Source organism: Priestia sp. TGN 0903, assembly GCF_050846855.1.
GTDB classification, from domain to species: domain Bacteria; phylum Bacillota; class Bacilli; order Bacillales; family Bacillaceae_H; genus Priestia; species Priestia zanthoxyli.
In genome coordinates this window covers 359236-380096 of sequence record NZ_JBOZGL010000005.1, presented here as the reverse complement: position 1 = coordinate 380096, position 20861 = coordinate 359236, and the positions used below count along the sequence as shown (strand labels likewise).

14 protein-coding genes, 2 tRNA genes and 1 riboswitch are annotated in these 20861 nt (G+C 38.6%); of the genes, 14 read left to right on the top strand and 2 right to left on the bottom strand.

All coding sequences use genetic code 11. The features are described 5' to 3' along the window. Nucleotides 1-77 precede the first annotated feature (77 nt). The 7 genes from ACRPLY_RS19385 (at nucleotide 78) to ACRPLY_RS19355 (ending at nucleotide 8519) form a co-directional block, all read left to right on the top strand. Nucleotides 78-168 (top strand) — tRNA-Ser (locus tag ACRPLY_RS19385). A 20-nt stretch (nucleotides 169-188) separates the two neighbouring features. Then, nucleotides 189-260: transfer RNA gene (locus ACRPLY_RS19380), tRNA-Glu, on the top strand. 295 nt (nucleotides 261-555) lie between these two features. Continuing rightward, the gene (gene glgB / locus ACRPLY_RS19375; RefSeq protein WP_033579577.1) at nucleotides 556-2517 is read left to right on the top strand and encodes a 1,4-alpha-glucan branching protein GlgB; all 1962 of its coding nucleotides are present in this window, start codon (nucleotides 556-558) and stop codon (nucleotides 2515-2517) included. Then, nucleotides 2468-3619, top strand: coding sequence for a glucose-1-phosphate adenylyltransferase (locus ACRPLY_RS19370; protein WP_016765788.1), 1152 nt, complete (start codon nucleotides 2468-2470; stop codon nucleotides 3617-3619). Before glgB ends, ACRPLY_RS19370 begins: the two co-directional genes overlap by 50 nt. Nucleotides 3620-3641: 22 nt before the next feature. Then, complete coding sequence (locus tag ACRPLY_RS19365; RefSeq protein WP_025750736.1) at nucleotides 3642-4667, top strand: glucose-1-phosphate adenylyltransferase family protein; 1026 nt, start codon at nucleotides 3642-3644, stop codon at nucleotides 4665-4667. Beyond that, on the top strand, nucleotides 4664-6094 hold the full coding sequence (gene glgA, locus ACRPLY_RS19360; protein ID WP_028411872.1) for a glycogen synthase GlgA: 1431 nt from the start codon (nucleotides 4664-4666) through the stop codon (nucleotides 6092-6094). Before ACRPLY_RS19365 ends, glgA begins: the two co-directional genes overlap by 4 nt. Nucleotides 6095-6107: 13 nt before the next feature. Further along, entirely contained in the window at nucleotides 6108-8519 is a 2412-nt protein-coding gene (locus ACRPLY_RS19355) for a glycogen/starch/alpha-glucan phosphorylase (protein WP_028411871.1), read from the top strand. 37 nt (nucleotides 8520-8556) lie between these two features. On the opposite strand, the gene ACRPLY_RS19350 is transcribed toward ACRPLY_RS19355, so the two are convergent. Then, nucleotides 8557-9354 (bottom strand): TIGR00266 family protein, encoded by a 798-nt coding sequence (locus tag ACRPLY_RS19350; RefSeq protein WP_013059569.1) that lies wholly within the window; start codon nucleotides 9352-9354, stop codon nucleotides 8557-8559. A 94-nt stretch (nucleotides 9355-9448) separates the two neighbouring features. Next, nucleotides 9449-10201 carry a TraR/DksA C4-type zinc finger protein gene (locus ACRPLY_RS19345; RefSeq protein ID WP_013059568.1) on the bottom strand — a complete coding sequence of 251 codons (753 nt, stop codon included), beginning with the start codon at nucleotides 10199-10201 and terminating at the stop codon, nucleotides 9449-9451. A gap of 353 nt (nucleotides 10202-10554) precedes the next feature. On the opposite strand from ACRPLY_RS19345, the gene ACRPLY_RS19340 reads away from it, so the two are divergent. The 7 genes from ACRPLY_RS19340 to ACRPLY_RS19310 all read left to right on the top strand — a co-directional run bounded on the left by ACRPLY_RS19340 (nucleotide 10555) and on the right by ACRPLY_RS19310 (nucleotide 20859). After that, nucleotides 10555-11976, top strand: coding sequence for an isochorismate synthase (locus ACRPLY_RS19340; RefSeq protein ID WP_098627468.1), 1422 nt, complete (start codon nucleotides 10555-10557; stop codon nucleotides 11974-11976). Further along, the gene (gene menD / locus ACRPLY_RS19335; RefSeq protein ID WP_028411868.1) at nucleotides 11963-13717 is read left to right on the top strand and encodes a 2-succinyl-5-enolpyruvyl-6-hydroxy-3-cyclohexene-1-carboxylic-acid synthase; all 1755 of its coding nucleotides are present in this window, start codon (nucleotides 11963-11965) and stop codon (nucleotides 13715-13717) included. The genes ACRPLY_RS19340 and menD overlap by 14 nt, the downstream gene beginning before the upstream one ends. 3 nt (nucleotides 13718-13720) lie before the next feature. After that, nucleotides 13721-14530 carry a 2-succinyl-6-hydroxy-2,4-cyclohexadiene-1-carboxylate synthase gene (gene menH, locus ACRPLY_RS19330; RefSeq protein WP_028411867.1) on the top strand — a complete coding sequence of 270 codons (810 nt, stop codon included), beginning with the start codon at nucleotides 13721-13723 and terminating at the stop codon, nucleotides 14528-14530. 16 nt (nucleotides 14531-14546) lie between these two features. Then, a complete protein-coding gene (menB, locus tag ACRPLY_RS19325; RefSeq protein ID WP_013085280.1) occupies nucleotides 14547-15365 on the top strand; it encodes a 1,4-dihydroxy-2-naphthoyl-CoA synthase in 819 nt (272 codons plus the stop codon). Between the two features lie 82 nt (nucleotides 15366-15447). Further along, entirely contained in the window at nucleotides 15448-16911 is a 1464-nt protein-coding gene (locus ACRPLY_RS19320; protein ID WP_028411866.1) for an o-succinylbenzoate--CoA ligase, read from the top strand. A 3-nt stretch (nucleotides 16912-16914) separates the two neighbouring features. Continuing rightward, nucleotides 16915-18018, top strand: a complete 1104-nt coding sequence (gene menC, locus ACRPLY_RS19315; RefSeq protein ID WP_028411865.1) for an o-succinylbenzoate synthase — start codon at nucleotides 16915-16917, stop codon at nucleotides 18016-18018. 278 nt (nucleotides 18019-18296) lie between these two features. Then, a riboswitch (cobalamin riboswitch) is annotated at nucleotides 18297-18482 on the top strand. A 133-nt stretch (nucleotides 18483-18615) separates the two neighbouring features. Then, nucleotides 18616-20859 carry a ribonucleoside-diphosphate reductase subunit alpha gene (locus ACRPLY_RS19310; RefSeq protein ID WP_028411864.1) on the top strand — a complete coding sequence of 748 codons (2244 nt, stop codon included), beginning with the start codon at nucleotides 18616-18618 and terminating at the stop codon, nucleotides 20857-20859. Nucleotides 20860-20861: the final 2 nt, after the last annotated feature.

The following is a 20861-nucleotide window of genomic DNA, read 5'->3' as shown; positions in this document are numbered from 1 at the left end:
CCACAGTAGCTCAGTGGTAGAGCTATCGGCTGTTAACCGATCGGTCGTAGGTTCGAGTCCTACCTGTGGAGCCATACGGAGAAGTACTCAAGTGGCTGAAGAGGCGCCCCTGCTAAGGGTGTAGGTCGTGTAAGCGGCGCGAGGGTTCAAATCCCTCCTTCTCCGCCAGTCGTTTTAAATTTAAATATGGCCCGTTGGTCAAGCGGTTAAGACACCGCCCTTTCACGGCGGTAACACGGGTTCGAATCCCGTACGGGTCATCTTAAAAAGGTTTGCATATATGCAAACCTTTTTTTTATTTGCGCTTTTTTAAAGATTAAGTAAACAGGAATAATAGTTAGGAATAATTACCATGAATTTTCAGAATAAAAAGTAAGTTTTAAGCAGGATTTTCCCTATATCATATGGAATTATTCATAAAGTAATAAAGTATGAAGAGTATGGAATAAAGAGTAATTTTAGAGAACATTTATTCTATTATATTTGTAGAAAAGGTTTATGTTTTTACTATAAAAGGGAATGAGTGGTAAGAAGCGTATATTATGTGCGTATATTATGTTTGAAGTTAAAGGGGTGGCAAAAGTGAATCTAGCGGTTCAGCCTACTGAATTTGATGTTCATTTGTATCACGAAGGAAACTTATTTCGCAGTTACTCTATTTTCGGTGCGCATCAGGTAACGGTAGAAGGAATTGAAGGCGTACGATTTTGCGTGTGGGCACCTCATGCAAAGGGTGTAAGCGTTGTAGGTGATTTTAATAAATGGAACGGTTTTCAACATTCAATGGTTAAAGTTAATGAAGAAGGTATTTGGATGACATTTATCCCTGAATTAGAACAAGGGACTATTTATAAATATGAAATCATCACACAAAGCAATCAAAAAAAATTAAAAGCAGATCCATACGCTTTCTTCAGTGAAGTGCGTCCAAACACTGCGTCTATTGTTTACTCATTGGATGGGTACAAATGGAACGACCAATATTGGCGTAGAAAGAAAAAACAGCAAAATATATATGAAAGACCACTGTGTATTTACGAGCTGCATGCAGGGTCTTGGAGGACTCATGAAGATGGCAGCCTTTATACATACAGTGAATTAGCACAGGAGCTTATTCCTTATATTGCTGAACAAGGTTTTACACATATTGAGTTATTACCAGTCATTGAGCATCCGCTCGACCGATCCTGGGGATATCAAGGAACTGGATACTATTCTGCTACCAGTCGATACGGTACACCCAAAGAGTTGATGAACTTTATAGATGAGTGTCATCAAAATAATATAGGCGTTCTTTTAGACTGGGTACCCGGGCATTTTTGTAAGGATGAACATGGTCTGTATATGTTCGATGGAGAACCTACTTATGAATACAAAAAAGAACCCGACCGTGAAAACTATGTTTGGGGAACAGCTAATTTCGATTTAGGCAAGCCTGAAGTACAAAGTTTTCTCATTTCGAACGCTTTGTTTTGGTTGGAGTACTTCCACATAGATGGATTTCGAGTAGATGCTGTAGCTAATATGCTTTATTGGCAAAATTCTTCTGGAAAAGCAGTAAATGATGGAGCTGTCAGCTTCTTAAAAAAATTGAATGAAGCTGTTTTTAAATCTGATGAAACGATATTAATGATGGCAGAAGATTCAACGGATTGGCCCCTTGTTACAGCACCTACGTATGAGGGCGGTTTAGGCTTTAATTATAAGTGGAACATGGGATGGATGAATGACGTTTTAACGTACATGGAAGCTGGCGTGGAAAGACGTCCCTATCTTCACGATAAAATGACCTTTTCACTAATGTATGCGTTTAACGAAAACTTTATTTTGCCGCTTTCTCATGATGAAGTCGTACATGGGAAAAAATCATTGCTTAATAAGATGCCAGGTGATTACTGGCGCAAGTTTGCACAGCTTCGACTGCTATATGGATATTTCTTTGCACACCCTGGAAAAAAGCTTTTATTTATGGGCGGAGAGTTTGGCCAATTTGATGAGTGGAAAGATTTAGAAGAGTTAGACTGGATGCTTTATGACTTTGACATGCATCGCAATCTTAACGGGTATATGAAGGATCTCATCAAGATTTATAAAAGAAGCAAGCCTTTATATGAATTAGACCATAATCCAGATGGATTTGAATGGATTGATGTTAACAATCATCATCAACAAATTTTCTCCTTTATTCGCAAGTCGAAAGAAAATCAGGAGATTTTTATAGTTGTTAGCAATTTTTCTGAGCATCCATATCATTCTTACAAAGTTGGAGTTCCAGTTGAGACAGAGTACATTGAAGTGATTAACAGTGATGACGAAGTGTACGGCGGTTCAGGCATTGTAAATAAAAAGGCATTAAAATCAGTGGATGAATCGTTTCACGGTCAACCTTTTTGCATTGAAATGAATATTCCGCCGTTTGGCATTAGTATACTACGAGCAAAGAGAAAACGAGGGGAGAGAAAACAACATGTTAAAAAAGAAATGCGTAGCGATGTTATTGGCAGGAGGAAAAGGTAGTCGGCTAAGTTCGCTTACAAAAAATCTAGCAAAGCCAGCTGTACCATTTGGTGGTAAGTACCGAATTATTGATTTTGCTTTAAGTAATTGTACAAATTCAGGTATTGAAACAGTAGGTGTATTAACACAATATCAACCGCTAGTTCTCAATTCATACATTGGAATTGGAAGCGCTTGGGATTTGGACCGACGGAATGGTGGCGTCACAGTATTGCCTCCATACGCGGAGTCAGATGGAGTAAAGTGGTATAAAGGCACGGCTAGCGCTATTTATGAAAATTTAAACTATTTGACACAATATGATCCTGAGTACGTACTGATTCTATCAGGTGATCACATTTATAAAATGAACTATGAAAATATGCTTGATTATCATATAAACAAAGAAGCAGATGTAACGATTTCTGTTATTGAAGTACCTTGGGAAGAAGCGAGCCGTTTTGGTATTTTAAATACAAATAGTGACCTAGATGTAATGGAGTTCGATGAAAAGCCACAGCGTCCTAAAAATAATCTAGCTTCTATGGGGATTTATATTTTTAAATGGAGTATTTTAAAAGAATATTTAGAAATGGATGCACGCAATCCATACTCAAGCCATGATTTTGGTAAAGATGTTATTCCGCTTTTACTAGATGAAAAGAAAAAGCTAATTGCATATCCATTCCAAGGTTATTGGAAAGATGTAGGAACTGTAAAAAGCTTATGGGAAGCGAATATGGATTTGTTATGTGATAAAGACGAGCTTAATTTATTTGACTCTTCATGGAAAGTATACTCTGTTAACCCTAATCAGCCTCCTCAATATATTGCGCCAAACGCCTGCGTGGTGGAGTCATTAGTAAATGAAGGGTGCGTTGTCGAAGGAAACGTAGAGCAGTCCGTGTTATTTCCAGGTGTACAAATCGGTTCAGGTTCTGAAGTTAAGAAAACGGTTGTCATGCCTACTGCAAAGATAGGCTCTAACGTATATATTGAAAACGCAATTGTTCCATCGGACATTGAAGTTCCAGACGGTACTATCATTCGACCGACCAAAGGAAGCGAAGAAGTAATTCTTGTTACTCAAGAATTGATTGAATCAGTTGCTAAATGCATTTAACGAACAGAGAGGATGAACGACATTGAATAATCAAATGCTTGGTATTATTGATGCTTGTACAAACACAACAGCGCTGCAGCCTTTAACCTTTTATAGATCGATTGCTGCCATTCCTTTTGCAGGGCGCTATCGATTAATCGATTTTACGCTTTCTAATATGGTGAACTCTGGAATTTCGAGCGTTGCCATTTTTCCTCGTGATCGCTATCGCGCATTGATGGATCATATAGGTTCAGGAAAAGAATGGGATTTGGATCGGAAGCGAGATGGATTGTTTATCTTCCCTCCTATGACAAGTGATTTACACTTAGAGAGTCCATCACTATTCACGCAGTTCCGTTATCATATTGATTATTTCTTAAGAAGTAAGCAGGAATACGTATTAATTGCTAATAGTTATACGATATGTACAGTTGACTTTGAGCACGTGCTGCAGCGTCATATTGCTTCAAATGCAGATATTACTGAAATGAAGCAGGGTGATAAATCGCTTAATATGTATATTATTAATAAATCTATTCTAGTTAATATTTTGCAAAATGAATCGCATGATTTTTATACGATTAAAGAAATGGTTCGATATATGGCACAATCTCATCGTGTAGAAAAGTACGAGCACCATGGATATACGGCTGAGATTTCTAGCTTAGATGCCTACTATAAAACAAGTATGGAAATTTTATCTCCAGATGTTTGGAAGCAGTTATTTATCAACGAACGTCCTGTTTTCACTAAAGTAAAAGATGAACCGCCTACTCGTTACGCAAAAAAAGCGGTTGTGAAAAACTCAATGATCGCAAACGGGTGCGTGATTGAAGGACATGTGGAAAATAGTATTATCTTCCGAGGCGTTAAAATTGGAAAAGGTACGGTCGTTAAGAATAGCATTGTGATGCAAAAAGGCGTTATTTTAGAAAATAGTGTATTAGAAAATGTTGTTTTAGACAAAGATGTGAAAATAGGAAGTAATGAAACGTTGCTAGGTGAGTCAGGTCTACCTAGAGTCATTGCTAAAGGAACAACTCAAGGAGCGTTGATGAAGTCGTGAATGTATTATTTGCTGTATCAGAATGTGTACCTTTTATTAAAACAGGAGGATTAGCAGACGTAGCAGGTGCCCTGCCTAAAGAATTAAAAAAGTTAGGAACGAACGTATGTGTAGTCATGCCAAAGTACGGAACCATTCCTCAACATTATCAAGATGAAATGGTGCTTGAAAAAGTTATTCATGTGCAGGTTGGGTGGAGAAGACAGTACTGTGGGATTGAATCGTTAACGATGGATGGCGTTAAATATATTTTCATTGATAATGAATATTATTTTAAAAGAGATAGCTTATATGGGCACTACGATGACGCTGAACGATTTGCTTTCTTCAGCAGAGCTGTGCTTGAAGCTATCCCATTTTTAGAGAATGAGCCTGATATCATTCATTGTCACGACTGGCATACGGCTATGATTCCATTTTTACTTCGTGCTAATTATGATATGTATGATCATATCCAGACGGTCTTTACGATTCATAACTTGCAATTCCAAGGAATTTTCCCTAAAAGCAATTTATATGAGCTATTAAATTTAAATGATTATTATTTTACTACAAGCCAGCTCGAGTTTTATGGGAATATTAATTTTATGAAAGCGGCTCTTGTATCAGCTGATAAAATTACCACGGTAAGTCCTACATATCGAGATGAAATTCAAATGCCCTATTACGGAGAAAGTTTAGATGGATTATTGCGTCAGCGAAATCAAGATTTAATTGGGATTGTAAATGGAATCGATGAAGAAGCTTATAGCCCAGACGCAGATCAGCTTATATCTTATCCTTATTCTGTAGAAGAGATTGAAGGAAAATATAAAAATAAAAAAGAGCTCCAGCGCTATCTTGAATTAGAGGAAAATAACGATGTTCCAATTATTTCGATGGTTACAAGGTTAACCCAGCAGAAGGGATTGGATTTAGTCAAGCACGTTTTCCATGAGACGGTTAACTTAGGAGCCCAAATTGTTATTTTAGGAACTGGCGAACACGAGTTTGAGCAGTTTTTCCGTGAGATGGAAGATACGTACCCGCAACAAGTAAAAGCCATTATTGGTTTTAATGAGGAACTTGCTCATAAAGTTTATGCCGGTACGGATTTATTTTTAATGCCTTCCCGTTTTGAGCCTTGCGGACTCGGACAATTAATAGCCTTAAAGTATGGAACCATTCCAGTCGTGCGTGAAACGGGCGGTCTGAATGACACGGTCAAAGCTTATAATGAATATAGCGGAGAGGGAAATGGCTTCTCTTTTAAGAATTATAATGCTCATGACATGCTTCATACGTTAGAAAGAGCTGTTTCATTTTATCACCAGAAAGATGTATGGAAAAAATTAATGATGGATGCTATGAGTCAGGATTATAGCTGGGGGCAATCGGCATTTAAATATAATCAATTGTATTCAAATTTGACATCTACTCCATCGTGAAAGGGTGAGCAGATTGTTCTCTGATAAAAAAAGCTTTCAAGAGGCTTTTTTAAAAAAGCTGGAAATGACATATGGAAAGAGCTTTAAAGAATCTACTGTTCAAGATCACTATCATACATTAGGAAATATGGTGCGAGAGTATATTAGCAGCGATTGGATTTCAACCAATGAAATTCATAGGTCTTCACATACAAAGCAAGTGTATTATCTTTCTATCGAATTTTTATTAGGCAGACTGTTGGGTCAAAATCTGTTGAACTTAGGAATTCGGGAAGTTGTAAAAGAAGGATTAAGTGATCTGAATATTTCACTTGAAAATATTGAGGAAATCGAAGTAGACGCAGGATTAGGAAACGGGGGATTAGGCAGGCTTGCTGCTTGTTTTTTAGATTCTCTTGCTTCACTTAATCTTCCTGGTCACGGTTATGGGATTCGCTATAAACACGGTTTGTTTGATCAAAAGATTGTAAACGGCTTTCAAATTGAGCTCCCAGAACAATGGTTAAGGCATGGGAATTCATGGGAAGTACGCAAATTAGATCAAGCAATCGAAGTGAACTTTTGGGGCGAAGTTGAAATGGTACAGGAAGACGGAACATTCTCTTTTCGTCATGTAAAAGGAGAACCCGTCTCTGCTGTTCCTTATGACATCCCGGTTATCGGGTATAAAACAGATACAGTGAATACACTTCGCCTTTGGAATGCGGAGCCTTCATCATTTCCAGTACATAAAGATGTGATGGAGTATAAGCGTCAAACAGAGGCTGTATCAGAATTTTTATATCCGGATGATACACATGAAGATGGTAAAATATTAAGGTTGAAACAGCAATATTTTCTTGTGTCAGCTAGCTTACAAAGTATTATCAGAGCACATCGAAATACCTATCAAACACTTACAAACTTTCACGAAAAAGTAGCCATTCATATTAACGATACGCATCCTGTACTTGCGATTCCTGAGCTAATGAGAATTTTACTGGATGAAGAAAAAATGGAATGGGAAGATGCATGGCATATTACGTCCAATACCATTTCATACACAAACCATACGACTCTTTCTGAAGCCCTTGAGAAATGGCCGATTGATTTATTTCAACCCTTGCTTCCACGAGTGTATATGATTATTGAAGAAATTAATGAGCGCTTTTGTAAAGAATTATGGGAAGCATATCCAGGAGACTGGCAGCGGATTGAAAATATGGCTATTTTAGCGCACGGGCTAGTAAAGATGGCTCATTTAGCAATTGTGGGAAGTTATAAAGTAAACGGCGTGGCAAAGATTCATACTGATATTTTAAAAGAACGAGAAATGAAAGATTTTTATCAGTTTTATCCTGCTAAATTTAACAATAAAACGAATGGAATTACCCACCGGCGCTGGTTGTTAAAAGCTAACCCGCAGCTTTCCTCTCTTATTACCGAGGTGATAGGAGATAAATGGATTAAACAGCCGCATTCTCTTATAAAGCTCCAAGAGTATGTGGAAGATCCAAGCTTTTTACAAGGACTAAAAACAGTAAAACAACAGCGTAAAAAGCTGCTTGCCGATATTATTCAAGAGCAAACGGGAATTAAAATAGATTCACATTCTATTTTTGATGTACAGGTTAAAAGGCTTCATGCTTATAAAAGACAGCTTTTAAATGTACTGCACATTATGTATTTGTACAATCGATTAAAAGAAGACCCTAATTTTCAAATCGTGCCTCGTACATTTATTTTTGGTGCGAAAGCTTCTCCCGGCTATTATTATGCAAAAAAAGTCATCAAGCTAATTAATTCTGTAGCTGATGTTGTCAATCATGATCCACAAACATCACCGTTTTTAAAAGTCGTTTTTTTAGAAAACTATCGAGTGTCACTTGCTGAGTATATCTTTCCTGCAGCGGATGTCAGCGAACAGATTTCAACCGCCAGCAAAGAAGCTTCGGGAACGGGAAATATGAAATTCATGATGAACGGAGCGTTAACTCTTGGTACGATGGACGGAGCGAACGTCGAAATTAGCGAGGCAGTAGGAAAAGATAATGTCTTTATTTTTGGGTTAAAAGCCGAAGAAGTATTGAGCTATCAGCAAAATGGAGGATACCGTGCCTATGATTATTACCATCATGATAAGCGGATTCGACAAGTGCTCGAGCAGCTCACAAACGGCTTCTTACCTGACACATATGACTTATTCGAGCCTATATATGATTCATTATTAATGCAAAATGATGAATACTACGTACTCCGTGACTTTGACTCATACGTTACGGCACAGCAAAAAGTAAACGAAGCTTATGGAAATGAAAATAAATGGCTTCAAATGAGTGCGACGAACATTGCACATTCCGGCTTTTTTTCTAGTGACCGAACGATTGAGGAATATGCATCTGATATTTGGGGAATTCATTCCACTAAAAATTTATTAAATCAATAAATAAAAAAGGTGTAGTCAACGACTACACCTTTTTATTTTATCTGTTGTCACCGTTTAAGAAATCACCTAAAGAACCAAGGATACTGCCTTCACCTTTACCTCCCGTTGGTGAAACTGCACTTGATAAAACGCGATCGGCTAGTCGACTAAAAGGAAGAGATTGAATCCAAACTGTTCCCGGTCCTGACAGAGTAGCAAAAAACATGCCTTCTCCTCCAAACAGAGCTGTTTTAATTTTCCCTACATATTCGATGTTGTAATTTACATCACGGGTCATGGCCACTAAACAGCCAGTATCTACACGAAGGCGTTCACCCGGCTGCAGCTGTCTCTTATGAATGGTGCCGCCTGCATGCAAAAATGCGAGGCCATTGCCTTCTAATTTTTGCATAATAAAACCTTCACCGCCAAAGAAGCCCGTTCCTAGTTTTTTTTGAAAGTCAATACCAACGGATACGCCTTTGGCAGCGCATAAAAAGGAGCTTTTTTGACAAATGATTTTATGATCGAGCTGCTCTAAATCGACAGGAATAATCTTACCTGGAAAAGGTGAAGCGAAAGATACTTTTCGCTTGTGATATCCGTTATTTGTATATACCGTCATAAATAAACTTTCACCAGTTAATACGCGTTTCCCAGCACCTTTTAGTTTATTAAAAAGTCCGCTGCTGTTGGAGGAAGAACCGTCACCAAAAATGGTTTCCATCTCAATATCATCTTCCATCATCATCATTCCTCCAGCTTCTGCTATCACACTTTCTGAAGGATCTAATTCAATTTCAACAAACTGCATGTCATCTCCATACAATTTATAATCAATTTCATGTGCATTCATTATGTTCACCTCATTATTAATTCTAATCTCCTATTCATTCGATGTCATCTCCCATAGCTCCTACTAAAAATAGAAAAAAGAGTAGTATGAAGAACTACTCCTTTTCAGTGTATGGATCTTTCTCATAGGCCGGTAAATCTCCAAATATGGTCATCGTACCTTCTTCATCCAGTGCATTTTCATATCGCTCATGCTCTTTTGAAGGGTAAATAGGAAGAGGCTGTCCATATAAATCGGTAGCGGCAAAGTTTTCATAATCTTCAACGTACCCGATAGCTTCATCCGCCTCAATATAGGTTTCACTATAGTTAGACGTATCTTCTATAAAATCAGAAGGAGATTCAGACGTCCCGTAACGCGCAACGTCTTGCCAAGAATCTTCTGCGTCGTATCCTGTCGTCTCGGTATCGTCATAGTCGTATTGACCAAATGGGTGATGGAGAACATTTTCTTCTACAGGTCTGTGCTTTGGAATATCCTGTGATGGGCTATGTTCTCTACAGTATAAAGTAGTTGGTACAGCCTGAAGTCTTTCAAATGAGATATCTGCTCCACATACTTTGCATGTTCCATACGTGCTGTGAGCGATTGCCTGCAGTGCTTCTTCTATTTCATGTAGCTCTTGTTTTGCATGTTCATTTAGTGCAAGGTCTTTTTCACGCTCGTATGTTTCTGTGGCTGTGTCACCAGGGTGGTTATCGTAGCTTGAAAGTTCTCCTACAGCATCGTGAGCGTCGCTTCGAGTTAGACCAAAATGATCATTTTGATCAAAGTGCGATTGAATATCAGCCTGCTGCTGCTGTAAATTTTGTTTTAACTGACTGATTTCTTGTTTTGAAAGTGTCATGAAGCTCCCCCTTAAAAATTTAGTGTGCTTTTGTAGTATGTGTTAAAAATTCAAAAAAACACGATTCATATTAGGAGGATTTGGGGTATTCATGAAGCTAAGAGAGAAATGGAGTGGAAAATTAAAGAAAGGTAAAGGTTATAGAAAAGGGTATGATAAAAATAATGTTCTTGAGGGCTAAAGGGTACTAAATAGATCATAAAGATTTTTTTATTGGTTTACTGAAAAGGCGTAATTTAGACAAGCAAAATTAATTTTTGCTCATGAATCGCGATGCTAGATTTTTTTGAACTGAAAGTTTATAATAAGTTAGTTACAGACTTAAGAAAAAAAGATGAACGGGGGGACGTAGTGTGATTGCAACGACCGAACAGTTAGTACAAGAATACATTAAAGATGCGATTGAGCGTGCAAAAAATGAAAATCAGCCAAAATTGGTCAGTTTAGTGAAAAAAGTAAGACCTATTGACCCCCTTATTTTTTATGCGAACGGACATGACCAGTTTTATAAAGAACGCTTTTTTTGGAAAGATCCCAACAGTTATTATACATTTGTTGGATTAGGATATGCGCATACTATTTGCACCAATGCGGCAAAAGAACGTTATTTCCACATTGAAAATGAATGGAAGCGCTTTATAAAAGAAGACTTTTATAAAAATAACCAAATTTTCCCTGATGGGACAGGTCCTCTTTTATTTGGAGGATTTTCATTTGACCCAAATCAGTATCGAGAAAACTATTGGAGTGATTTCCCGAGTTCAAAATTTATGATTCCAACTGTGTTATATACCCAGGTAAATAAAGAAGGATATCTTACCGTTAATATGATGGTTAAAGGACAAGATTCTGTAAAAGAGCACATCAATTATTTCGAAGAGGTCCAAAAACTTGTTCTTTGTGAAGAGTACGACGGGGAATCTCATATTTCACCTTTGCTGTTGGAAAAAGAAGAAATTGGGGTAGAGAAATTTAAAGGAAATATTGAAAGAGCTACTACTTTAATTAAGCAACAGGTTATAGAGAAAGTGGTTCTTGCTCGCCAATTAAAAGTAAAATTTAATGAAGATATTTCTACTGAATACGTGCTTCAGCGTCTGTTAAAGGAACAGCCAACTAGCTACACATATATTTTAGAGGGAGAGCATCAGCATTTTATCGGCGCTTCCCCAGAAAGACTAGTACAAAAACAAGGAGATTACGTGTTTTCCACTTGTTTAGCGGGTTCGATTCCAAGAGGAAAGACAAGGCAGGAAGATCACGAACTAGGTGAGGAATTGCTTCAGGATCCTAAGAACTTAATTGAGCACGATGTTGTTGTTCATATGATTAAAGAAGCGATGAATTCTTATTGTTATGAAGTAGAAATTCCAAGTAAGCCAAGTTTATATAAAACAAAGCATATTCAACATTTGTATACACCTGTGAAAGGGCGTATAAAGGAAGATGTGACGCTATTTTCATTTATTCAAAAGCTCCATCCAACACCAGCGTTAGGAGGATATCCTCAACAGGAGGCCTTGCCTATTATTCGAAAGCTAGAATCCTTTGACCGAGGGTGGTACGCAGCTCCTTTAGGATGGATGGATATCAATGGAAACGGTGAATTTATAGTAGGAATCCGCTCGGCTGTTATTCAGCAAAAAGAAGCTGTTTTATTTGCGGGCTGTGGAATTGTAGCAGATTCTACGCCTGAAAGTGAATATGAAGAAACAAAAATTAAATTCAACCCGATGCTTTCAGCTTTAGGAGGGATTATGCGTGGAACACATTAAATCATTAACAACGTATATTGCGTCATTCGTGGATGAATTAGTAGAAGCAAATGTTGAAGAAGTAGTGGTCAGTCCAGGGTCACGTTCAACGCCTATTGCGATGCTTATGGCTGAGCACCCTGATATTCATGTGCACTTAAACATTGATGAACGTTCTGCCGGCTTTTTTGCTCTAGGAATAGCAAAAGCAAAGAAAAAACCAGTGGCGCTTGTATGTACATCTGGAACAGCTGCAGCGAATTATTATCCTGCAGTAATTGAAGCTCACTACTCACGCATTCCTTTAGTCGTTATCACAGCCGATCGGCCGCACGAGTTAAGGGATATAGGTGCCCCGCAGGCAATTAATCAGAATCATCTTTTCGGTCAGTATGCGAAGTGGTTTGTAGATACAGCTTTACCAGAAGAAAGTGCAGATATGAATCGTTATATTCGAACAGTAGCTTCAAGGGCTGTTCATACAGCTCAAGCTATACCGAGCGGTCCTGTACACATTAACGTACCTTTACGTGAACCGATTGTACCAGATTTGTCTATTGAAGATTTATGGAGTCAGGGGAAACGCGGTAAATCATATGTGGCTGCTATTCATGGAGAAGCATCTCTATCTGAAAAAGGATTCGAAGAAATTGCGAAGCGCCTAGAGGGAACAACAAAAGGACTTATTATATGCGGAGATCAAATGTCTTTAAAAGCAGTAGACAGCGTATGCCGTTTAGCTGACGCTTTAAGCTTTCCGGTGCTCGCAGATCCGTTATCACAATTAAGAAGCGGCAAGCATTCAAAAGAAAATGTAATAGAGACATATGATACATTTTTAAAAAGTGATAAGGTTGATGAGCGTTTTTACCCCGAAGTTGTCATTCGTTTTGGCGCGATGCCGGTATCGAAACCGCTATTGCAATTTTTAAAAGCACACGAGCCGAAAGAAATGTTTGTAGTTGACCAAGGTAAAGGCTGGAGAGATCCTACTTTGCGTTCAACAGTGATGATTGAAGCCAATGAAACATTATTTTGTGAAGAACTGATCAAGCGCCTTTCAGCGAATCAAGAGGAGTCTACTTCATGGCTGAGTCTATGGAAAAAGATTAATGCTCAAACTGCACAGGCTCTCAAAACATTAACTTCTGGCCAGGAATGGTTCGAAGGACAAGTAGTTCAAGAAATTGTGGATGTAGTACCTGAAGGCACGGCTTTGTTTGTTGGAAATTCAATGCCTGTTCGAGATATTGATTCTTTCTTCTTAAATACGGAGAAAGATATTCCACTTTTTGTAAACCGAGGAGCAAATGGAATTGATGGTGTGGTTTCGTCTGCTCTAGGCGTAAGCACGGCTTACGATCACACCGTTTTATTTATTGGTGACCTATCTTTTTATCACGATTTAAATGGTCTGCTGGCAGCTAAGATGCATAATTTAAATTTAACCGTTGTGCTAGTTAACAATGACGGCGGAGGAATTTTTTCATTTTTACCGCAGTCAAAACAAGAAAAGCACTTTGAATTTTTATTCGGTACGCCAACTGGATTGAATTTTGAGCATGCCACTCGTCTGTATGATGGCACATTTTCTTCAGCAAGCAGCTGGGAAGAATTTCGACATGCAATGAACCATGCTTTCACAAAAGGCGGGTTACATGTTGTAGAGATTCGTACAACTCGTACAGAAAATGTAGAGACTCATCGCAGTTTGTGGAAACTTGTTTCCGAGGAAATAAATTTGTCAAACGGTGTGGAATAAGCAATGATGTATCAATTAAATGGTGTATCTTACTATGTGCACACCGAGGGAAAAGGAGAGCCGCTGCTGCTTCTTCACGGCTTTACCGGTTCTTCTCAAACCTGGCGTACCTTTATGAAGAAATTCGTTAAAGACTATCAAGTGATTGCTGTTGATATTATTGGTCATGGCCAATCAGCAGCTCCGAAAGAAATCAAACCATATTCAATGGAAGCAGTTGTTGAAGCACTGCATGAGCTGCTTCAACAGCTATCTCTATCACAGGTGAATGTAATTGGATATTCGATGGGAGGAAGGCTTGCTCTCTCATTTGCTCAGCGATATCCACACCTTGTGAAAAAGTTGGTATTAGAAAGCGCATCGCCTGGTTTAAAAACGCGAGAAGAACAAAAGCTAAGAAAAGAAAAAGATGAGCAGCTGGCGAGCCGCATTGTGAAAAATGGAATTGAAGAATTTGTGAACTTTTGGGAGGAAATCCCTCTTTTTCGTTCTCAAAAGCAATTGCCTAGCTATGTTCAAGAAGCGGTGCGTCAAGAAAGACTTTCGCATACAGAAATCGGCCTTTCCAACAGTTTGAAAGGAATGGGAACAGGAGTCCAGCCGTCCCTTTGGGAGAAGCTGGACGATCTGTTGATGCCGGTTTTGCTTATTACAGGAGAAGTAGATCAAAAGTTTTGTTTAATTTCCAAAGAAATGCAAACATTAATACCAAATGCTACTTCTAAAATTATTTTAGGGACAGGCCATGCAATTCACGTGGAACAACCCGAGATTTTTGGTAGAATAGTAAGTGAGTTCTTAGCTACTACATAATTAGGAGGAAATAAAGATGACAGTTGAATGGACATCAGTACGTCAATATGAAGACATTTTATACGAAACATATAACGGAATCGCTAAAATTACGATTAACCGTCCGGAAGTGCACAATGCATTCCGTCCAAAAACAGTAATGGAATTGATCGATGCATTTGCTTATGCTCGTGACGATGCAAGCGTTGGAGTAATTGTATTAGCAGGTGCTGGGGATAAAGCATTTTGCTCAGGCGGAGACCAAAGAGTTCGCGGTCACGGCGGCTATGTAGGAGAAGATGAAATTCCACGTCTAAACGTTCTAGATTTACAGCGTTTAATTCGCGTAATTCCAAAGCCGGTTGTTGCAATGGTATCAGGCTATGCAATTGGTGGAGGCCACGTTCTTCACGTTGTATGTGACTTAACAATTGCAGCGGATAACGCAGTCTTTGGACAAACAGGTCCTAAAGTTGGAAGCTTCGATGCAGGATATGGCTCTGGTTACTTAGCTCGCATCGTAGGCCATAAGAAAGCGCGTGAGATCTGGTTCTTATGCCGTCAGTACAACGCTCAAGAAGCACTAGACATGGGATTAGTAAACACGGTCGTTCCATTAGAACAGCTTGAAGCTGAAACAATTCAATGGTGTGAAGAGATGTTAGAAAAAAGTCCAACCGCTCTTCGTTTCTTAAAAGCAGCATTTAATGCTGATACGGACGGCTTAGCTGGTATCCAGCAATTTGCGGGTGACGCAACGCTTCTTTATTACACAACGGACGAGGCAAAAGAAGGTCGCGATGCATTTAAGGAAAAACGCAATCCAGACTTCCAACAGTTCCCACGTTTCCCTTAAACAGCTGAAACAGCTTGGTGATTATCATCAGGCTGTTTTTTCAATTTGATTTAGTTAATTAGTATAAAAAGGAGAGAAATTTATGAGTGGCCAAACGATTCCTAATGGGCTTATGCAAAGAGCATATTTGACGCCAAACCGAGTGGCGGTAGAAACACTGCAAACGTCGCTTACTTTTCAAGAGCTTCATAAGCGTGTTCAAAAAGTAGCGCAGCAGCTTTCGTTTAACGGTGTAAAGCAAGGTGATACCATTGCTTTATGCATGAAAAACAGCGTGGAGTTTATTGAGATTTTACATGCGGTTTCTTATATTGGCGCTCGGGTGCTGCTCGTCAATACGCGTTTGACAAATGAAGAAATCAATTATCAGCTAACAGATGCAAACGTGTCGTTGCTTATTACGGATGAAGCATTTTTAACGAGAGAGTTCCAAAGTTCCATTACTCAGCTTCCTTTATCTTCTTTAAAAAGTTCTCCAGAAACAGAAACGTATTTTCAGAAAACGTGGAATCTCGAGGAGACGTTCACCATTATGTATACGTCTGGAACAACAGGTAATCCAAAAGGAGTGCTGCAGACATATGGAAATCACTGGTGGAGTTCCATTGGTTCAGCGCTTAATTTAGGATTAAATGAAAAAGACTGCTGGCTTATAGCGGTTCCTTTGTTTCATATTAGCGGATTATCCATTTTAATGCGGAGCGTCTTTTACGGAATGAAAATCATTTTAGAAGAACGATTTGAAGCAAGAGCGGTGAATGAAGCCATTGAAAACAAAGGAGTAACAATTATTTCGGTTGTCACTTCCATGCTATCGAATATGCTGGATGAATTAGCTGAACGTAAATATCCAAATACATTTCGCTGTATGCTTTTAGGAGGAGGACCCGCACCGCTTACTATTTTAGAGGCTTGTGTGAATAAAGAAATTCCTGTTTATCAAACGTATGGAATGACAGAAACATCTTCACAGTTCGTTACGCTTTCACCTGAAGATAGTTTGCGAAAACTGGGATCAGCAGGTAAACCATTATTTCCGTGTGCAATGAAAATTGTAGATGAGAATGGAAATGAAACACGTGAAGCAGGAGAAATCATTGTTAAAGGTCCAAATGTTACAAAAGGATATTTAAATAAACCTGAAGCTACTAAAAAAGCCCTTCAACAAGGCTGGTTCTATACAGGAGATATCGGGAAAGTGGATGAAGAAGGCTTTCTATATGTATTAGACAGACGCTCGGACCTTATTATTTCAGGTGGAGAAAATGTATATCCAGCTGAAATTGAAAATGTTTTGTTGAAGCATCCCGCTGTTAAAGAGGCCGGTGTAACGGGAGTAGCCGATGGAAAATGGGGACAAGTTCCTGCAGCATGCATTGTTATAAACGAAGACGTTTCAGATGAAGAGTTATCTTTACACATTCAACAATTTTTAGCAAAGTACAAACTTCCAAAGTATTTCGTTCGAGTAGAGGAGCTGCCGCGAACGGCCTCTAATAAAATCATACGCCGGAAGCTATCATCGTTCATACAGAAAGGAATTTAATCGATGATTATCAAAAAAGTACATCTTTATAAAATTGACATGAAGCTTCTTTCTCCTTTTTCAACAAGCTATGGTACGGTCCAGGATCGAGAATTGATTTTGCTTGAAGTAGAAGATGAAAAAGGATTTACAGGATGGGGAGAAGTCGTTGCTTTTTCATCTCCTTGGTATACGGAAGAAACGATTCAGACATGTTTTCATATGTTAGACGATTTTTTAATTCCTTCGCTTCTTCACCAGCAGCTTCAAAAACCAGAGGATGTTCAAAAGTTATTCAAACCTCTAAAGCGGAACAACATGGCTAAAGCAGCTTTGGACTGTGCTGTATGGGATTTGTATGCAAAGCGCCAAAATAAGCCCTTAGCTGAAGTAATTGGCGGAATAAGGCCTGCTGTAGAAGCTGGAGTGGTAGTTGGCTTAAATGATATTTCCATCATGAAAGAACAAATAAAGACTTATATGAAAGATGGTTATAAGCGCTTTAAAGTGAAAATTAAGCCAGGCGCTGACTATGAGCTACTGAAACAAATTCGAGATGAATTTCCAAGCATTCCTCTTATGGCTGATGCCAATTCAGCCTATACGTTAAGCGATAGTGATTCATTGAAAAAACTAGATGAATTGAATTTAATGATGATCGAACAGCCGTTAAGTTCGGATGATATCCTTGATCATCGATTATTACAAAAGCAAATGAAGACGCCGATTTGCTTAGATGAAAGTATTGTGAGCTATGAAGATGCACGTCATGCAATCGAACAAAAAAGCTGCAAGATTATCAATGTGAAAATCGGTCGAGTTGGCGGAATGTCTGTAGCAAAAAAAATTCATGATTTATGCGCCCTACATGGTGTAAGGCTTTGGGTTGGCGGAATGTTAGAAGCCGGGATTTCACGAGCTCATAACATCGCCCTTGCCACACTGCCTTCTTTCACGATACCAGGTGACATTTCTGCGTCGTCTCGCTATTGGGAAAAAGATATTATTAAGCCCGAAGTAGAGGTAGAAGCCGGAGTAATAAAGGTGAAGGAAAAACCGGGGATCGGATACGATATTGATAAAAAGTTTATCAAAACAATCACAGCATTTGAAAAAGAATACAAATAATTAAAAACCGTTTTTTATGAAAAACGGTTTTTTTATTGATGTTGGCAATGTTTAGTAGAAAAATAGGACAAATTTTTTAAAAAGAGCACATTGTTCCATCAAGCGTGTCAAAACATGTTATGATGGAGTAGTTTGATGAAAAAAGTCGAAGGATTTTATCGTAAAAAACAAAATTATTTTTGAAAATAGGTTGATAGTTTTCTAAGTTGTCCTATATAATGTGTTTATAACATAACACAATATGTTGTTTGTTAAACAATAATAAAATACTATATTTTGTGTTTTCCAGTGAAAAAGGTGTCTGATAAAAAGACTTAAAAGGGAATTTGGTGAAAATCCAAAGCTGTCCCCGCAACTGTGAATGCTGATGAAATAAGGAGATCCACTGTGAGTAAACATCATGGGAAGGCCTTAAAGTAAAAAGAAGCATAAGTCAGGAGACCTGCCTTTTTTATGTCGTTTTATCTTCTTCGGGAGGTGAGAGGGTAGAGCGAGGATTGAGAAAAGACTTAGTGTCTTCTTCTATCTTCGTTCTATTCGCTCACCGAGGTACGGTGAGCGATTTTTTATTTTGAAGTGAAGAGAGGAGCCATATTTATGGTGAATACATTAAAGCCTACAATTCTACATGAATTAACTGCATATATTGAACGTTTAAAAAAAGAATTTACGCAGCTTGATTTTTCTTTGTATGAGGAAAAGGTTATTCAAACTGTTACAGTAAAGGAAAATATGACGGACGAAAAGGTTGCAAACGTACTAATTTTGGCAGCCCTAGAGCGTATTTCAATGGAAGAACCAGATTGGACGTACGTGGCGGCAGACGTCTACTTAAACGAACTATATCGAAAAGCAGCGGACAACCGAGGTTATGATAAAAAAGAGAAGTACGGTTCGTTTTATCAGCTTATTCAAGAACTAACAAAAATCGGCATTTATAATAAACAGCTATTAAAAACATATACAGAAGAAGAAATTAATGAAATTGCTTCAGTCATTATTCCTGAACGCGATCGTTTATTTACATACATTGGATTGCTGACATTAGCAGATCGCTATTTAGCGACATCACATGATAAGCGTGTATACGAATTACCGCAAGAACGTTTTCTTATCATTGCTATGACGCTGATGTCTCAAGAAAAGAAAGAAAATCGAACAGCATTAGTAAAAGAAGCGTACTGGGCGCTTTCTAGTCTATATATGACGGTTGCCACACCAACACTCTCAAACGCAGGAAAGAGCTACGGACAGCTATCTAGCTGCTTTATTGATACGATTGATGACAGCTTACGCGGTATTTATGATAGCAATACAGATTTGGCCACGCTTAGTAAAAATGGAGGCGGAATTGGTGTCTACCTCGGTCATATTAGAAGCCGAGGAAGTGATATAAAAGGTTTTAAAGGCGTATCATCAGGAACAATTCCATGGATGAAACAGCTAAATAATACGGCTGTAAGTGTCGATCAGCTAGGTCAACGACAAGGAGCTATTGCCGTATATTTAGACGTTTGGCATAAAGACATTTTTTCATTCTTAGACGCGCGTTTGAACAATGGTGATGAACGCCAGCGCACGCATGATTTATTCACTGGCGTATGTTTGCCAGATTTGTTTATGGAAAAAGTAGAAGCACGTGAAGACTGGCACTTATTCGATCCTCACGAAGTTCGTACGCTGATGGGCTACTCGTTAGAAGATTTTTATGATGAAGAAGAAGGCAGCGGTTCGTTCCGCACTCGTTACGCTGAGTGTGTAAACAATGAACAGCTTTCAAGAGAAACAGTGCCTGCTATTGAGATCTTCAAGCGCATTATGCTTTCGCAGCTTGAAACCGGAACTCCTTATATGTTCTATCGTGATACGGTTAACCGAGCTAATCAAAACCGACACGCGGGCATGATTTACTGCAGTAACTTATGTACAGAAATCACGCAAAACCAAAGTACAACGGTCGTAACAGAGGAAATTACGGAAGACGGAAAAATTATTATTACAAAGAATCCGGGCGATTTTGTTGTATGTAATCTTTCTTCTATTAACTTAGCGAGAGCCGTAACTGAAGATGTACTTGAACGTTTAATTCCAATTCAAGTACGCATGCTTGATAATGTTATTGAGTTAAATGATTTGCCGGTACTTCAAGCAAAGCTAACGAATCAAAAGTACCGCGCAGTAGGGCTTGGCACATTTGGCTGGAACCATTTGCTTGCCTTAAAGAAAATAGCATGGGAGACAGATGAAGCGGTAGCATATTGCGATGAATTGTATGAACAAATTTCTTACTTAACCGTGCAGGCAAGCATGAACTTAGCTAAAGAAAAAGGCGCATATCCATTATTTAAAGGCTCAGATTTTGAGTCAGGCGCTTATTTTGAAACACGTGAATACACGAGCGAAGCGTGGAGTGAACTGCGTAGCGAAGTTCAAAGCAATGGGATAAGAAATGGATATTTAATGGCTGTAGCACCTAATTCATCAACATCTATTATCGCGGGTTCTACGGCAAGTATTGATCCGATTTTCCGTAAGTTTTATTCAGAGGAAAAGAAAAACTATAAAATCCCAGTGACGGCACCAGATTTATCGCCAGCAACAAACTGGTATTATAAGTCCGTTTATTTAATTGATCAGCACTGGAGCATTAAGCAAAACGCCAAGCGCCAGCGTCATATTGATCAATCTATTTCATTCAATTTATATGTACAAAATGATATCCGAGCAAAAGAGCTGCTGGATCTTCATATGACGGCATGGAAAGAAAAATTAAAAACGACCTATTACGTACGTTCAACATCAAGTGAAGTCATTGAAGAATGTGAAAGCTGTCATAGTTAAAA

Excerpts from the sequence above, each read along its gene's own strand:
- ACRPLY_RS19345 (WP_013059568.1), bottom strand. The coding sequence starts at position 10,201 with ATGACACTTTCAAAACAAGAAATCAGTCAGTTAAAACAAAATTTACAG.
- menB (WP_013085280.1), top strand. The coding sequence starts at position 14,547 with ATGACAGTTGAATGGACATCAGTACGTCAATATGAAGACATTTTATAC.
- glgB (WP_033579577.1), top strand. The coding sequence starts at position 556 with ATGTTTGAAGTTAAAGGGGTGGCAAAAGTGAATCTAGCGGTTCAGCCT.
- ACRPLY_RS19320 (WP_028411866.1), top strand. The coding sequence starts at position 15,448 with ATGAGTGGCCAAACGATTCCTAATGGGCTTATGCAAAGAGCATATTTG.
- ACRPLY_RS19350 (WP_013059569.1), bottom strand. The coding sequence starts at position 9,354 with ATGAATGCACATGAAATTGATTATAAATTGTATGGAGATGACATGCAG.
- ACRPLY_RS19370 (WP_016765788.1), top strand. The coding sequence starts at position 2,468 with ATGTTAAAAAAGAAATGCGTAGCGATGTTATTGGCAGGAGGAAAAGGT.
- menH (WP_028411867.1), top strand. The coding sequence starts at position 13,721 with ATGATGTATCAATTAAATGGTGTATCTTACTATGTGCACACCGAGGGA.
- menC (WP_028411865.1), top strand. The coding sequence starts at position 16,915 with ATGATTATCAAAAAAGTACATCTTTATAAAATTGACATGAAGCTTCTT.
- ACRPLY_RS19310 (WP_028411864.1), top strand. The coding sequence starts at position 18,616 with ATGGTGAATACATTAAAGCCTACAATTCTACATGAATTAACTGCATAT.